14 protein-coding genes are annotated in these 14,990 nt (G+C 54.0%); 6 read left to right on the forward strand and 8 right to left on the reverse strand.

What is annotated here, in order from left to right:
* Nucleotides 1-53: 53 nt before the first annotated feature.
* From ACCQ09_RS05230 to ACCQ09_RS05245, 4 genes are all read right to left on the reverse strand, one after another.
* A complete protein-coding gene (locus ACCQ09_RS05230; RefSeq protein WP_040940795.1) occupies nucleotides 54-455 on the reverse strand; it encodes a SymE family type I addiction module toxin in 402 nt (133 codons plus the stop codon).
* Nucleotides 456-986: 531 nt separating this feature from the next.
* Nucleotides 987-1,610, reverse strand: coding sequence for a dephospho-CoA kinase (gene coaE, locus ACCQ09_RS05235; protein ID WP_040940796.1), 624 nt, complete (start codon nucleotides 1,608-1,610; stop codon nucleotides 987-989).
* A 13-nt stretch (nucleotides 1,611-1,623) separates the two neighbouring features.
* Nucleotides 1,624-2,487: a prepilin peptidase gene (locus tag ACCQ09_RS05240; RefSeq protein WP_040940797.1), complete on the reverse strand. Its 864-nt coding sequence runs from the start codon at nucleotides 2,485-2,487 to the stop codon at nucleotides 1,624-1,626.
* A 6-nt stretch (nucleotides 2,488-2,493) separates the two neighbouring features.
* Nucleotides 2,494-3,756, reverse strand: coding sequence for a type II secretion system F family protein (locus tag ACCQ09_RS05245; protein ID WP_040940798.1), 1,263 nt, complete (start codon nucleotides 3,754-3,756; stop codon nucleotides 2,494-2,496).
* A gap of 351 nt (nucleotides 3,757-4,107) precedes the next feature.
* On the opposite strand from ACCQ09_RS05245, the gene ACCQ09_RS05250 reads away from it, so the two are divergent.
* The 5 genes from ACCQ09_RS05250 (at nucleotide 4,108) to ACCQ09_RS05270 (ending at nucleotide 8,977) form a co-directional block, all read left to right on the forward strand.
* The gene (locus tag ACCQ09_RS05250) at nucleotides 4,108-4,506 is read left to right on the forward strand and encodes a pilin (protein WP_040940799.1); all 399 of its coding nucleotides are present in this window, start codon (nucleotides 4,108-4,110) and stop codon (nucleotides 4,504-4,506) included.
* Nucleotides 4,507-4,610: 104 nt separating this feature from the next.
* Complete coding sequence (locus tag ACCQ09_RS05255) at nucleotides 4,611-5,033, forward strand: pilin (RefSeq protein WP_040940800.1); 423 nt, start codon at nucleotides 4,611-4,613, stop codon at nucleotides 5,031-5,033.
* 58 nt (nucleotides 5,034-5,091) lie between these two features.
* Nucleotides 5,092-6,912: a hypothetical protein gene (locus tag ACCQ09_RS05260; protein ID WP_162866362.1), complete on the forward strand. Its 1,821-nt coding sequence runs from the start codon at nucleotides 5,092-5,094 to the stop codon at nucleotides 6,910-6,912.
* Nucleotides 6,913-7,035: 123 nt separating this feature from the next.
* On the forward strand, nucleotides 7,036-7,794 hold the full coding sequence (locus ACCQ09_RS05265; protein WP_080640038.1) for a class I SAM-dependent methyltransferase: 759 nt from the start codon (nucleotides 7,036-7,038) through the stop codon (nucleotides 7,792-7,794).
* 421 nt (nucleotides 7,795-8,215) lie between these two features.
* Complete coding sequence (locus ACCQ09_RS05270) at nucleotides 8,216-8,977, forward strand: glycosyltransferase family 9 protein (RefSeq protein WP_162866363.1); 762 nt, start codon at nucleotides 8,216-8,218, stop codon at nucleotides 8,975-8,977.
* A 2-nt stretch (nucleotides 8,978-8,979) separates the two neighbouring features.
* Here the strand turns inward: ACCQ09_RS05270 and ACCQ09_RS05275 are convergent, their stop codons facing one another.
* From ACCQ09_RS05275 to ACCQ09_RS05290, 4 genes are read right to left on the reverse strand one after another with little or no spacing between them, the layout of a single operon-like run.
* On the reverse strand, nucleotides 8,980-9,822 hold the full coding sequence (locus tag ACCQ09_RS05275) for a glycosyltransferase (protein ID WP_162866364.1): 843 nt from the start codon (nucleotides 9,820-9,822) through the stop codon (nucleotides 8,980-8,982).
* On the reverse strand, nucleotides 9,816-10,988 hold the full coding sequence (locus ACCQ09_RS05280; protein WP_162866365.1) for a glycosyltransferase: 1,173 nt from the start codon (nucleotides 10,986-10,988) through the stop codon (nucleotides 9,816-9,818). Before ACCQ09_RS05280 ends, ACCQ09_RS05275 begins: the two co-directional genes overlap by 7 nt.
* Nucleotides 10,973-11,836, reverse strand: a complete 864-nt coding sequence (locus ACCQ09_RS05285) for a glycosyltransferase (protein WP_080640041.1) — start codon at nucleotides 11,834-11,836, stop codon at nucleotides 10,973-10,975. Before ACCQ09_RS05285 ends, ACCQ09_RS05280 begins: the two co-directional genes overlap by 16 nt.
* Nucleotides 11,837-11,885: 49 nt before the next feature.
* Nucleotides 11,886-12,737: a glycosyltransferase family 2 protein gene (locus tag ACCQ09_RS05290; RefSeq protein WP_108133901.1), complete on the reverse strand. Its 852-nt coding sequence runs from the start codon at nucleotides 12,735-12,737 to the stop codon at nucleotides 11,886-11,888.
* A gap of 155 nt (nucleotides 12,738-12,892) precedes the next feature.
* Between ACCQ09_RS05290 and pilB the strand changes: the two genes are divergently transcribed.
* Nucleotides 12,893-14,629, forward strand: a complete 1,737-nt coding sequence (gene pilB, locus ACCQ09_RS05295) for a type IV-A pilus assembly ATPase PilB (protein WP_040940802.1) — start codon at nucleotides 12,893-12,895, stop codon at nucleotides 14,627-14,629.
* Nucleotides 14,630-14,990 lie beyond the last annotated feature (361 nt).

Consider the following 14,990-nt stretch of genomic DNA (forward strand, 5'->3'; position numbering starts at 1 on the left):
GCGCAGTGTGGCGCTTCCGTAATGTCGATGTCATTACGAAGGCGTGTCACTGTTCATTGCGAGGGCGCGCGCTCCACCGTCACCACCAACTCGCCCTTGCGCGCAGTGATCTGCAGCTTGCAACCAACCGCAAACCCCAACTGCTCCAGCCACAGCCCGCGCAAGCGCACGCTGGGAATCCGCTGGCTGTGCGGCCGGCCAGGCTCCGCCTCGTAGAACGCATAACCCACCGTGCAGCTCGTGGGCGTGCGCGCCTTGCGCGGTGGGCGCGGCGGCAGATCGTCCACGCGGCGCCTGGGGCGACGGTCGAAGTTGAGGTTGTCCACGTCGAACGTGGGCGAGGGCACCAACCGCACGGGCTGTGCATCGATCGCGCGCTTAGGCTGCTTGGCGGTAGCGGTGCGTTTGGCATCCGGCTTGGACCGCTTCGAGGTTGGAGACTGCCCCCGGCTCATCCCCTCACCTCGGCCAGTACCAAGGAGCGACAACGCTCACCCATCTGCACTATCGATACATTTGCCATGACAACGCCTCCTTCGAAAAACAGGCACCGTCGCCGGCCGGCGACGGGATGTCGGGAGGTTAGAAACCGTGCATAGTCGGCGGGCGTATTCCTCCCGAAGGAGTGTTGTATTAGCCGCCCTCCCGACGCAGGCATCGCGTCGGCTTGCACCTGCAGGCAGGCACAAAAAACCCACCGGTTTGACGGAGGTGGGTACCGCTATGCATGGAGTTTCTACGCTCCTTGAGGCAGAGGTTGCTACTGGTTGCTTGCAATGTCAATTGCAGGAAAGTACATCAGGCGAAAGGTGAGTTCCTTGATTCCGGCTTGGAGTACATCACGCTGTGAGTGGCGCATGCCACATGTGCCGGCAGGCCTGCTGTGCAGGAATAGTGGATTCCGTGCATTGCATCCAAATCATTTTTAACCGATGTGATGGTGGCCGTGCGGCCGTGGCGCATATCGCATACGGGAGTATCAAACGTTAGTTTTCGATTCGATGGGTTTGAAGCGCCGCTCTGTAAGTCGCATCCAGCCGTTGCGCCTGTTGCGCCAACTGGTCCGTATTGCCCTCATTACTGACAACATCATCGGCGATGGCCAGTCGCTGTGCGCGAGAGGCCTGCGCGGCAATCATCTGACCGGCAAGGGCCGACGTACTGCCGTCGCGTTGCATCAGGCGGGCGTGTTGAAGCGCAACCGGTACGTCGACGACCAGGATGCGGTCGAGCCAGGGATAGGTCGCCCGTGCCCCTGCTTCAGCGAGTAATGGGATTGCCACGATAGCGTAGGGGTGATTGGCCGCTTTCGCCGCGCGCTGCAATTCGGTGCGAATGGCAGGATGGGTGATCGCTTCGAGCGCTCTCCGCTCGGTTGGATCCGCGAAGACGATCTTGCGTAAGGCCTGTCGATCCAGCGTGCCATCCGGCAACAAGATGCCTTGGCCAAAGCGGTTCGTGATGGCATCAAGTATGAGACCAGGCGCCACCACTTGCCGCGCAACGACATCGGCATCGATCACCGGCACGCCCAGCTTCTCGAACTCAGCGGCGAGCGCGCTCTTGCCGGAGGCGATGCCGCCGGTGAGGCCGACGATGAAGTTGCTCATCGTCGTGGCTTGCTCAGCGCAGGCCCGCGAAGCGCAGGTAGCCATCTACCAGGTCGTTACCCCAGAAGAACACCACCCAGCCGGCGATGGCCAGATAAGGCCCGAACGGAATCGGCGTGGCGCGGTCGCGCCCCTTGGCGAACAGCCAGATCGAACCGAGCACGGCGCCGACCAGCGAGGAGATCAGGATGATCGGCAGAATGCCCTTCAACCCACACCACGCCCCCAGCGCAGCCAGCAGCTTGAAGTCGCCGTGGCCCATGCCTTCCTTGCCGGTGAGCTGCTTGAACAGCCACCACACCGTCCAGAGCGAGACATAGCCGACCGCCGCGCCCAGCAGGGCGGGCTTGGCTGGCATGTAGAGGTTGTCCATCGAACCGACCAAGCCTAGCCACATCAGCGGCAAGGTAAGCTGATCCGGCAGCAGCTTGTGGCGCAGGTCGATACCCGACATCGCCACCAGGAAGCAGCTCAGCACGATCGCGCCAAAGCCCTGCCAGCCAAAGCCAAAACGCCAGACGCTGGCTACGCACAGGATCGAGGTCAGCAACTCGACCAGCGGATATTGGATCGAGATCGGCTTGCCGCTGTAGCGCGACTTGCCGCGCAGCATCACCCAGCTCAGGACAGGGATGTTTTCCCACCACTTGAGTTTGTCGCCAGTGACCGGATCGTGCGATGGCTCCACTACGATGCCCGGCGGCGGCGGCTCATAGATGTCCGGCAGCTCCAGGATCTCGCGCGCATCGCGCCGCCACTGCCACTCCATGCGCTTGGGCAAGCGCAGGATCACCACGTTCAGGAAGCTGCCGATCAGCAGTCCCAGTCCGGCCGCGGCGGGAAAGCCGAGACCGGGATGCTGGTCGAGAAATGCCATTACGTCTTATCCAACCACCGAAGCGAGCTTGAAGATGGGCAGGTACATGCCGATGACCATGCCGCCGACTACTGTACCAATGAACACCATGATCAGGGGTTCGATGAGGCTGCTCAATGCGTCCACCGCATTGTTCACTTCTTGCTCGTAGTACTCGGCCACCTTGAACAGCATGGCGTCCAATGCGCCCGCTTCCTCGCCGATCGCCGTCATCTGGATCACCATATGCGGAAACAGGTTGACCTGTTTCATCGACACGTTGACCGGATAGCCCACCGAGACATCCTCGCGCATGCGCAACACGGCTTTCTCGTACACCGAGTTACCAGTGGCGCCGGCGACGATGCCCAGTGCTTCGACCAACGGCACGCCTGCCTTGAAGGTCACCGCAGTAGTGCGCGCAAAACGCGCAATCGAGCTGTTGTGCATGATCTGGCCGATGATCGGTACCTTGAGCACCAACCGATCCATGCCATGCTGCATTGCAAGCGATCGCTTGTAGGCAAAGATGAAGCCCACGATCGAGCCGACGATCACAAGCAGCATCAGCCACCAATACGAGACCATGAATCGGGACGCATTGACGATCAATTGGGTAAACGCCGGCAGTTCCGCGCCAAACCCCTTGAACACGTCCTCGAACTGCGGAACGACCCAGATCAAGAGTATCGAGCTCACCAACAAAGCCACTGCCACGACCATCGCGGGGTAGAACAAGGCCTTCTTGATCTTGCCCTTCAGGGCTTCCAGGTTCTCCTTGTACGAGGCAATGGTATCCAGGACGGTTTCCAGCACACCAGCGCCTTCGCCGGCCTTGATCAGGTTGCGATACAGCTCGTCGAACTGCACCGGATGCTTGCTTACCGCTTCGTGCAGCGAAGATCCGCCTTCGATGTCGGTACGGATCTGCCCGACCATCTGCTTCATGCGCGGGTTCTTGTGACCATTGCCGATGATCTCCAGCGACCCGACAATTGGCACGCCCGACTTCATCATGGTGGCCATCTGACGGCTGAAGAACGCAATTTCCTTCGGCGTGATCTTCTTGCCTGCCGCCCCGAACAGTGGCTTAGGCTTTGCCTTCACAACGCTGGGCGTAATGCCCTGCCGGCGGAGTTCCGCACGCAACATATTGGCGTTGCGGGCGACCTGTTCGCCTTTCATCTTCACGCCGCGCTTGTCTGTTCCCTCCCAGACGAACGGACTCATCTGCTGTTCGGCGCTGATGCTCGCCGGTTTGTTTTTGATGGTGCTGCGGACTGCCGACATGTTTGATCCCCATCCGCCATCCCCAGGCGAATACCCAGGCGATGGTAACGGGTTCTTTACCTCATGGCATCTCCAGAGACGCCTGGCTCTTCAAGGAGGTAGTTGGCTGACCTGCCGCGTCACTTATTGACCCGGACAGGCCCTGGTGCAACTCTGTCGCAAATCTGAGAAAGATGTACGCCTATGCAGCAAGGAGTAGGGCATTATCCGGGCTCAGGAGTTGACTGGCAGTGGAGCCATAACGTTGGCACGCATTTTGCTTGATATCTCCTGCACGTGGCATCAGCTGCGCGGCGCCCAAAGGGAGTGGCCCGCGGGCGGACAACTTTCACCAAACTCTAGGGGATACCTATGAAGAAGCAGCAAGGCTTTACGCTGATCGAACTGATGATCGTAGTCGCGATCATCGCCATCCTGGCCGCCATCGCGCTGCCGATGTATCAGGACTATGTTGCCAAGTCGCAGGCGACTGCCGGTCTGGCAGAAATTAATCCTGGTAAAACGCAGTACGAAGTATTAGTTAACGAAGGCACGATCCCTACCAGCGCTACGCAGATTGGTTTAACGACTCCCACTGCGCGCTGTACTGTAACTGTCAGCAGCACCGGCATCCAGTGTCTTCTCAAAGGCAACGCGTCCAAGATCAATAACAAGACTATTCGCCTTAACCGTGATGCAACAGCTGGTACTTGGACATGTGTGACTGGCGCAGGGTTGGAAGATAAGTATAAGCCCGCCGGTTGTTCCTAATCGCTGGCTATTGATTTAATATTGGTGTGTCTGACATAACTACCCCGCTTACGCGGGGTAGTTTTTTGATGGATGAGTGCTTTGATATCCGTGGAGGAGGCTTCATGGCGCGAGACACAGGATTCACTCTGATCGAGTTGATGATAGTTGTCGCTATCATCGCCATACTTGCAGCCATCGCAATGCCGATATATACCGCTTATATTGGCCGAAGCCAAGTGGTGTCCGGTCTGGCCGACATCAGTATTGGAAAGGCTGGCTATGAGAGCCTTATGGCAGGGGAGCGTCCAAGCTCGGACTATTCTCCGGATGGTATAGGCATCAGGGATGTCACTGTCCGCTGCTCCAGCGTTGTAGTGGCTGCGCCTTCAGCAAGTGGAAATACGCAGGCAATTGCATGCGTGCTGAACGGAGGCAGCGGCGTGCAGGGCCGAACTATTCGGTTGGATCGTGATGGGAATGGCGCGTGGCAATGCAAAGGCAACATGGCTTCAAATTACCTGCCTGCTGGATGTGTTTCAGGGTAAGTGTGCGACGAAGTATTTGAATGGATGGGCGGACTCGACGTACCAAAGAGGCGGCTAGATGCGTGGTGTCAATAAGGCTGGTTGGCATAACCTGAGTGTTGCATTTGTTATAGCTTCGCTGCCTGTATTGCTGATGTGGGCTGGTGTGCATGGTGGTTTCATTTTTGATGACTATGGAAACATAGTATTCAATCAAAAAGTACATTTGCAGCAGTGGGACATGCCTTCTCTCAAGATGGCTTTGCTAGCATACGGTGGTCCCATCTCGCGCCCGCTGGTGACATTCAGTTTTGCCTTGAACTATTGGTTTGGCGGCCTGGATCCTTTCGGTTTTAAGGTGGTTAATCTACTGCTACATTCCATCAATGCCATCCTGGTTTTATTTTTTCTGCAGTTGCTATTCGAGTGTGTATGGGTTGGTGCGACGCGTCGCCGCAGTAAAACGGCTGCAGCGATTTCCGCCCTGACATGGGCAATACATCCGATCCAAGTTTCTTCTGTACTTTACGTTGTGCAGCGCATGGAAATAATGGCTGCTGCATTCGTCCTGATAGCCTTGATCTTATATTTGCAAGGTCGCGCAAGGATGTTGCGGGGCGAGCGTGGCTGGTTTTTACTTGTGTTGTCTTCACTGGCTACAGGTGCTGGCCTGTTGTGCAAAGAGAGCGCAGTTTTAGCGCCGCTATACACGCTCGGGCTAGAGCTATGTATCTTGCGATTCCGTGCAGATCAGCCTCGCGATAGGCGGCTGCTTCTTGTTTTTTACAGCCTTGCCGGCGTTGTGGCATTGCTGCTTATGCTTTGGGCCATTCCAGACGCTGAAGCAGCATATGTCAGTCGCAATTTCAGCATGCTGGAAAAGGTACTTACTCAGTTACGCATACTGCCAATGTACTTGGGTCAGATATTCTGGCCATCGTCCTCTTCGTTGGTTTTTTACTATGACTGGATCGAGCCCTCGTCGTCACTGTTGACACCGTCTACTACATGGCTTGGTGGACTGTTTTTGCTTGCTTTGACAGTTTCTGCGGCAATGCTACGTCGAATTCGGCCATTGTATGCGTTTGGGGTTTTCTTTTTTCTTGCTGCTCATTCCCTGACAAGTGGTTTCATCGCTTTGGACTTGGCTTTTGAGCATAGGAATTACATTGCGCTACTGGGAGTCGTGATTGCTGTTTGCGATATTGTGCGCCTGGTCTTGGCGAAGATATCTGCCTCTGTATTGACGGCGCTCGTTACGGCAGTTCTGATTTTGCTGGGAACTGCGACGACGATACGCGCTCTAACTTGGTCAAATCCGATCGTTCTCGCGAACAGCTTGGCCAAAGACGCACCAGAATCGCCGCGTGCCGCTTACACGCTCGGTGTACTAATGATTCGGAACTCGGGCGGAGACGCGGGCTCCATCGCCTATGGCTTGGGCATGATGCACCTCATGCGAGCATCTGAAATGAGATTTGCTTCGCCGCTACCAATGCAGGCAATGATCATTGTGCATGCCAAGACGGGGCAACCTGTGCCGGATGAGTGGTGGCAGGCGCTAATGAAAAAATTCGCAGAACGCAGTATGGGAGCTCAAGAGCAGAGCGCATACGGTACGCTGATATCTGAGCGAATTGCTGGTCTTCCCTTATCTGATATTCGCTTGCAGGAATTGAGCGAGCTGGTTGTTCGCCAGCGTCCCGATCTCAAGGAGCTGCACCTGTATTACGCTGATTTTGCCCGTGCTCGACTTAAAGACCGGGAACTCGCTACGCAGGAGTACCGGAAGGCTATCGCGTTAACGCCACCGAAGCAGCGGCTAGCATTTGTAGAGCAGGTAATGTCAAACCTCGTAAGTGAGGGGGATCCAGATATGGCCATGGCATTGGTCAAATAAAATGTCTCTCGCTTGCCATTACTGTCGCCGATTCCATCGCGTGCCAGTTTGGAACGTTTGGCGATTTGCATATCGGCACTGGCCATGGCAGTACAGTAGTGTTGCTTACAGGATGAATTGGAAATGAAAAATCCCGAGGATCTCTTCAACAGCTACGCACGCCACTATCGGGCAGGTTCTGAGTCTTACTTCATTGATCCCGCTCTTGCGAAAGCACGTCATAAAAGTCGCCTGCCTGCGTGGATGCGAAAGATGTCCCGCGAGATCAGCATCTTGGATGCTGGTTGCGCAGACGGGTACATGTTGTCGATACTTCAGAATGAGGGTTTTCATGACATCGCAGGAGTCGATGTATCTCCCGAAATGTGTTCAATTGCCCGTTCCCGCTTGGGGGGCGATATTAAGATCGAAAATAATTCGCTGGCTCAATTTTTAGCTGACGAAAAAGACAGTTATGATGTCATCCTGCTTCATCATGTAATTGAGCACGTGCCACGTGAGAAAGCTTTAGATTTGCTGCGTGGCCTCCGTCTGCGATTGAAGTCAGGTGGCTTTCTCGCTATCCGTACTCCCAATGCCAACACGTTGGCCCCTGGTTATCACTGCTACGGTGATTTCACCCATGTTGTGGCGTTCAACGAGCGATCAATGCTACAGGTTCTTGAAGGTGCTGGTTTCTTGTCTGATCGGATTTCCGTGCAAATTAATCCGCCGGAGCTTTTCTGGTCATTTAGGCATCCTTTGGGCATGATGTTCCGTGTGCTGAACCGTTTTCGATGGTCATTGAATCGATGGATCCATCTTGGGGTTTATATGCTCGGAGATCTTCGTCCATTACCAAAGTCGTTCGACTGGGAGTTGGAAGTCATTGCGCGTAGGTAGATTTACATTTCGACAGCATTTCCGCCTTCATTTGAAGAGATGCAAGAGGCTGGTCGAATGGATACTCTATGCTGTCTTTGATGCAGTGGTCTTGCGATTGCCGCCTCCTGTTTCAGGTCATTCTGCGGTATTCGTTTGTGCTCAGCTGCTCGGGGATTATGAGCTATGCAAGCCTTACATTCGCGCATGCTTTGAGCAGTGGCGCCGCGAAAATCTTAAGACTGTCCTGGTCTGCAATGCCGCGTGGAAGGAACTGGTGGCCGACGATTTGCATCCTGATCAGACCATTGATGTCGATGTGTATAAGCTTACGCACGACCTTAGATATAGAGTCGGGATGCTACGCGGCTTACGTCGATTGCAGGCTTGCATTGCGATATGTGCCGCTCACCCGCGTGACGGAATAGTCCATGATGCCTGCATGAAGTCAGTGGCTGCATCAAAGTCCTTTTGCTATCAGGACGAATATTCCGATAGAGCAGCGATAGATGGCAGAATGGCAAGGCGGCACTACACGAATGTTGTTCGGTGCCCCTCAGATATTCATCGATCGGAGCGGCATGCTCTGCTGATTGCAGCAGCAGGTATTTCGCCGCCTAGTGAGCCGGTCCCTTTGCCAAGGGGTAAGCTGCATTTGGAAAATCCGAAGACTCCTTATCTTGTGATTTCTCCAGGGGCAAGTAGACCCGAAAAGACTTGGCCATTAAGCCGCTTTGTGGCGATTGCGAACCGGGCTATGGTGGAGTATCCGGACCTTTCCTGTGTCTTAGTAGGCTCTCCTGCCGAGGCGGTATGGATAGATGCAATGTGTGCCGAACTCGGAGAGCGCACAACGAGCCTGGCCGGACGAAACTCACTCAGTGAACTGCAGGCTTGTATCCGGGATAGCGTAGCGGTGCTGGGGAATGACTCTGCAGCTATTCATATCGCTGCAGCATGCCGTGTGCCAAGTGTCGTGGCTATGAATGGTGCAACCTATGGGCATTGTCTGCCTTATCCGCATCGGGATAATCCGGTGTTTCCGATTGCGCCGACAATGGCAGTTGAGATCATGCCCTGCTTCCGCTGTGACTGGAACTGCAGATTTACTATTGCCGACGGAGCGCCATTCCCCTGCCTTGATGCGTTGAAGGTTGACCAGGTCTGGGACAAACTCAGCCCTATCCTCGCACAGCGGCAATAGTGTCAGGCATCGACCAAGGCGTGATAAAGCGCTTTCAAGGGCATGGTGCTTTTGTATCGAATGCAGCGAATCAATGCTCTCGTAGGTAGAATCAGTATCCTGCCAATCGTCATCATAAGCCTGTCGATTCCATTTTTGCTCAACTTGCTTATCAACATGATGTGTGCTTTTGCGATCCTCGTCTCGTAGAATCGCGTGGCCATGCCGCTACTGGCAGAGCCCTCATGTCGTACTAGTAAGCTTGGTACATGAATCATTGCGCCCGGAATAGACCCGAGGCGCGCCCCAAGCTCGATGTCTTCGCCGTACATGAAAAAGTCTTCGTCGAACAAACTGGTTCCAGTTTTGATCAAATTTATTAGGATGCAACATCCGCTTGGGTACGAGAATGATCCAGGTAACTTCTTATCAGTGATCAAGCCTGTGAGACGGTGATAGTAAACAGTGCCTCGAACCCATCCCCCGTGGTCAATGCTAGGGTAAACAAGCATCGCCTCAGGATTGAGTAGCAGCTGGGAGCAGAGTAGATCCAAAGCACACGGGAGCAAAATAGCATCGTTGTTTATGAGGAGAACTTGGCTGTCTGGGAACCTTGCAGCAATGTCTGCAAGACCTTTGTTTACTCCGGCCGCAAAGCCGAGATTGCATTCAGGTAAGACGATGCTTACTCGATGTTTCTGCTTTGTCATGGCATATAAAGAATCAGCGCTGTGTCCCCCGTCAGCACTATTGTCCACTACAAGAACGTGATGAGCGTTTTCTGATAGAAGCGAATTGATACAGGCAGCTGTTAGCGCAGCATTGCGGTGGTGAAGCGTCAAGCCGATGACTGTGGGAGTCAGCATGTTCCGGCACTTTCCATCAAGCACTCTCGGAATTGGGAGTAGGCTGTTCGATTGGATAAACAGTCTGCGTAGAAGCGGTTGGATGCTTCAGCCATCTGCTCTTGCAGCGTAGTGTTGTCTGCCAGGCGTACGATGGTATCCGCAAGCATCGCGGGATCGCCAGGAGGTATTCCGAGAAAAGGAGGCTGTCCGTAGTCCCGTGTTGCCTGTTTCAGCCAGGAAGAATTTCTAGTGATGACCGGACGTCCGACACTAGCATACGCATAAATTTTGTAGGGGCATACGCGATCAGCTTTTGAGGTGCTGCCAAAAATACCTAAACAAATACTTGAATTAATAATGTAACTGGCTAGCTGTTCGGGAAGCATCCACTTGCGTTCCCATATCAGATTGGAAGCTCCTTCGAGGATTGAGTTCTCCACTGCTTGCGCTTCCTGTCCGTCCCCGACGATTGTGAAAACTATATCTTCTCGACAGCTTAATAGTCTTGCGGCGGCTAGAACTACTTCGATCCCATGCAGTGGTATAAGCGTACCTACGAAGAGGACGTTGCATGTCCGCTTTTTTGATAGTGGGAATTGCGAGTAATTCTTTTCATTGGTTGATAAGGGGATGGGCCTGAATAATTGACGTGGAAGGTGAAAGGTCTCTGCGTAGAATTTTGCGTTCTGCTGAGTGTCTACGACAATCACGTTGGCGGTGCCAAAGGCTCGTCGCTCGGCACTTTTCAGTAGCTTGGAAACGTAGCCATCTCGGCTCAGGAGCTGGCGGTCATTTATGACGGTGTCGTAGATTGAGATGAATGCGTCGGCAACGATTCTACGCGGGCGTAGCTGCTTGGGAAAAAAAGACCATGCTAAAAGCAAGAATGTACTTGGATAGGGAATGTATACGCACCGCGGAGGTCGTAGGGTTAATGTGCTCCATAATACACCAACGTGGGCGGTCATAAACTTCAGTGCCGAGCTGAGACGACGGTTTCGCAACTTGATGGCACCTCCGGTTTCAGGAAGTAAAGGAATGTTTATTTCCTGCGGGGAAAGGTCGCTGCGTAGTTTTTCTAGTATATAGAGGGTGTTGGGATAAGCTTCGCTCGCAGTATGCACGCCTATTACAAAAAGATCTTTATCATTAATTTTCTGCCGGTGAGTCACTTGGTATTCCACTGGCTTATTCCATCTTTCAATCCGCGCACAAAAGAGCATATTTTTTTATTGCGATTACCCTCGAAAAATACGATGCCTGCGAGCTCTCCAATCAAGCGTGCAATCTGTCGTACGCACCAGACAGGATTTCTTAGAAAGTATTTTCGTATTGTCCAGAGTGTATTGCGCGCAATGTAATATTTGCGTATCGGTTCGTGTGATAGGGAGAGGGCTAGGGTAAATCTATTGCCGGCGCGATGGGTCCCAATTTGATGTATCATCAATGGGATTTTCGTAATCATTATCTTGGCCCCGTTTAGCGACGCGCGTAGACAGAATTCATGGTCGACGGAGTCGATGAAGTAATCATCTCGAAATCCACCAATCGCTTTTGCAAACTCAAGGCGCAGCAGCATCCCTGAAGTAATTACAGTTGTCTTGGGGAATGGGTCAACGCCGCTGGAGGGGGGCGGATGTGCAATGCGATCGCGGTGTGCATGATAATAATTTGCGCCGAGAAGGAATTCTGACGCACTTATTTTCTCGCTTGAGCGCTTCATCTCATTGAGGAAATTCGATAAAGGTTCGCAATCTTGATCGAAAGTAACCGCCCATGCGTATCCAGAATTCAAGGCATCCTCTAGGCCCTGATTAAGAGCCGTGGCGATACCTAAATTTTGTTCATTGTGACGAACTTTCAGCGAGGCTTTGACTTCAATTTCAGGAAAAAGCGCGGACCCATTATCGACTATGAATATCATTGAGAACTGCGTTAATAGTGTCTCAATGAGGTTGAGGAAACTGGATTTTGGGTTGTATGTGATGATGATGGCGCAGATATTATTTGCTGCTACTGGGTTGGAATTCATCTGCGATCCCGATGTATTTCGATATCTGACCAGTACTTTTGATGTTTAATTATTTCTTGTACGTCAGTGTCGTAATTTGTTCTGAAATAAGACCAATGAGAAAAATGATAACGGAGGCGCTGAGTAGTAGTGCGCTCATGTTGGTGAACCGATGCATGCTCGCGAAAGTGTAGCCGTAGTATCCTAGTCCTAATAAGAAAAAAGAAATTGCTACAGGTGCGAAAAGCTTTAGCGGTGAATACAATGTGGCAATTTTGAAAATGATGAGCAGAAAACGGGCGCCGTCTTTCAATGGGCGTATGTGGCTGCCGCTGCCCACGCGCCTGGCAACAGCGATGGGGACGTATGCCACAGGGTAAGCGCTACGAAAGAAAGCCATCGTGCTAGTAGTTGGATAGCTAAAGCCATTAGGAAGCAGGTGTAAAAATTCTCGAAACTTCTCTGCGCGAACGACTCGGAATCCAGAAGTGAGATCTCTCACCTCAAATCCTGTCATGCGGCTGGCCAACCAATTATAAAAGCGATTTGCAAACTCGCGGTGCAAGCTCGCCTGTCCACTGCTGTCTCGTGCTCCCACTACCATGTCGTAGCCTTGATCGAGCTTAGCAAGTAATTTTTCTATGTCATCCGGATCGTGCTGTCCGTCTGAGTCCATAAAGACGAGTATCTCCCCGTTCGCGGAGCGAGTTCCGCGCTTGATTGCCGCGCCATTTCCCATTGGGTAGGGGCTGCTTATGACCATTGCTCCATACTCCTGAGCAATTTTAGCGGTCAAGTCAGTGGAGCCATCATCGACGACAATGATCTCTGCTGAAGGCAGTTTTGCTTTTAGCTTCGGCAAGGTTTTGTTGAGTCCTGTAGCCTCGTTTTTGGCCGGCATGATGATGCTAATGTTTTCCACGGCTGCGCCCCTTGTACCCGGCCACTATAGTAATGCCTGAAGTAGTGTGGGTGCAGGCGTCTTTTTGAGAGGGCCGCCATGTAGTTCGTAGCGCCCACTTTCACACGGATTTACAGTATCGTTTGCCTTGATACGGTCATCAGGTGTTTTCCGCTATGAACGCAGTGATCTCAGCCAATCTCGTTGGCATAACCGGCATAGCTCGTCGGCTGGTTCAAGACGGCGCACTTGATGAAACGGCGGCCCGTACCGCCATGGAGCAAGCTGCTTCAGCCAGGGTTCCTCTGCCCCAGTGGTTTGCGGAGAGAAAGTTAGTGACTGCATCCCAGCTTGCCGCCGCAAACGCGGTTGAGTTTGGCATGCCTCTGATGGACGTTTCCGTGTTCGATGCCAGCCAGAACGCGGTCAAGCTGGTCAGCGAGGAGTTGCTCCAGAAGTACCAGGTGCTACCGCTGTTCAAGCGCGGCAACCGGTTGTTCGTGGGGGTGAGCAATCCGACCCAGACCAGGGCGCTGGACGACATCAAGTTCCATACCAATCTGGTGGTCGAGCCGATCCTGGTCGACGAGGATCAGATCCGTCGCACCTTGGAGCAGTGGCAGGCCAGCAATGCGGCGCTTGGCTCGTCGATGGGTGACGACGACGAGGGGATGGGGGATCTGGACGTCTCCACCGGCGACGAGGACATGGGCGCCGGCGGGGATTCCGGGGTCGATGCCAAGGGCGACGACACGCCGGTGGTGAAGTTCGTCAACAAGGTGCTGGTGGATGCGATCCGGCGGGGAGCCTCCGACATCCATTTCGAGCCGTACGAAGACGACTACCGGGTGCGCTTGCGGATCGATGGCCTCCTGAAGAATGTGGCCAAGGCGCCGGTGAAGTTGAGCCAGCGCATTGCGGCGCGCCTGAAGGTGATGTCGCAGCTGGACATCGCCGAGAAGCGGGTGCCGCAGGATGGGCGCATCAAGCTCAACCTGTCCAAGACCAAGCAGATCGACTTCCGTGTGAGCACCTTGCCGACCCTGTTCGGCGAGAAGGTGGTGCTGCGTATCCTGGACGCGAGTGCGGCCAAGCTGGGCATCGAGAAGCTGGGCTATGAGGCGGATCAGCAAAAGCTGTTCCTGGATGCGATCCACAAGCCTTACGGCATGGTGCTGGTGACCGGGCCAACCGGTTCGGGCAAGACGGTGTCGTTGTATACGGCGCTGGGCATCCTCAACGATGAGACGCGCAACATCTCCACGGCCGAGGATCCGGTCGAAATCCGCTTGCCTGGTGTCAATCAGGTCCAGCAAAACGTCAAGCGCGGCATGACGTTTGCTGCGGCGTTGCGCTCGTTCCTGCGCCAGGATCCGGACATCATCATGGTCGGCGAAATCCGCGACCTGGAGACGGCCGAGATTGCGATCAAGGCGGCGCAGACCGGTCACATGGTGTTGTCGACGCTGCATACCAACGATGCGCCACAGACCATCGCGCGTCTGATGAACATGGGCATTGCGCCGTACAACATCACTTCGTCGGTGACCTTGGTCATTGCGCAGCGTCTGGCGCGGCGTTTGTGCAACAACTGCAAGCGCAAGGCGCCGCTGCCGGAGCATGCGTTGCTGGCCGAAGGGTTTACCGCAGAGCAGATCGCTGCCGGAATCGAACTGTACGAGGCGGTCGGCTGCGATGAGTGCACCGAAGGCTACAAGGGGCGTACCGGTATCTACCAGGTGATGCCGATGACCGACGAGATCGGCGCGATCGTACTGGAAGGCGGCAACGCGATGCAGATCGCCGAGGCGGCGCAGAGGATCGGCATCCGCGATTTGCGGCAGTCGGCGCTGGTGAAGGCGGCGCATGGGGTGACGAGCCTGGCGGAGATCAATCGGGTGACGAAGGACTGAGCGCAGATTGCAGCGGTACCGCTGCTGCGCGTGCTTAACCGACGTGCCGAAGACGATTTTAGGTCAATGCCGTGTCATTGGATCAGCAGTGCCATCGGCAGCACGACCGGCAGTGCGGGCAGTCGCACATTTGACTCTGTAGATGTCTTGAATTCGACAATGTCACATTGACAGGCCTACGCCATAGGGCCGTTTGTGAGTGAGCGATCACAAATAACTTCCTGCTGACCTTTTTTGCATTGACAGTAGCTAAGTTGCGTTCAAATAATTCTTTCGATAGCAACTGTTTTTACAAATCATTTTTGCTGATCTGAGGTTTCTTCGACTGGCGTGGTCCTGAAGGAGTTGCGTAATGATTAGG

This window comes from Xanthomonas sp. NCPPB 2586, assembly GCF_041475775.2.
Taxonomy (GTDB): domain Bacteria; phylum Pseudomonadota; class Gammaproteobacteria; order Xanthomonadales; family Xanthomonadaceae; genus Xanthomonas; species Xanthomonas campestris.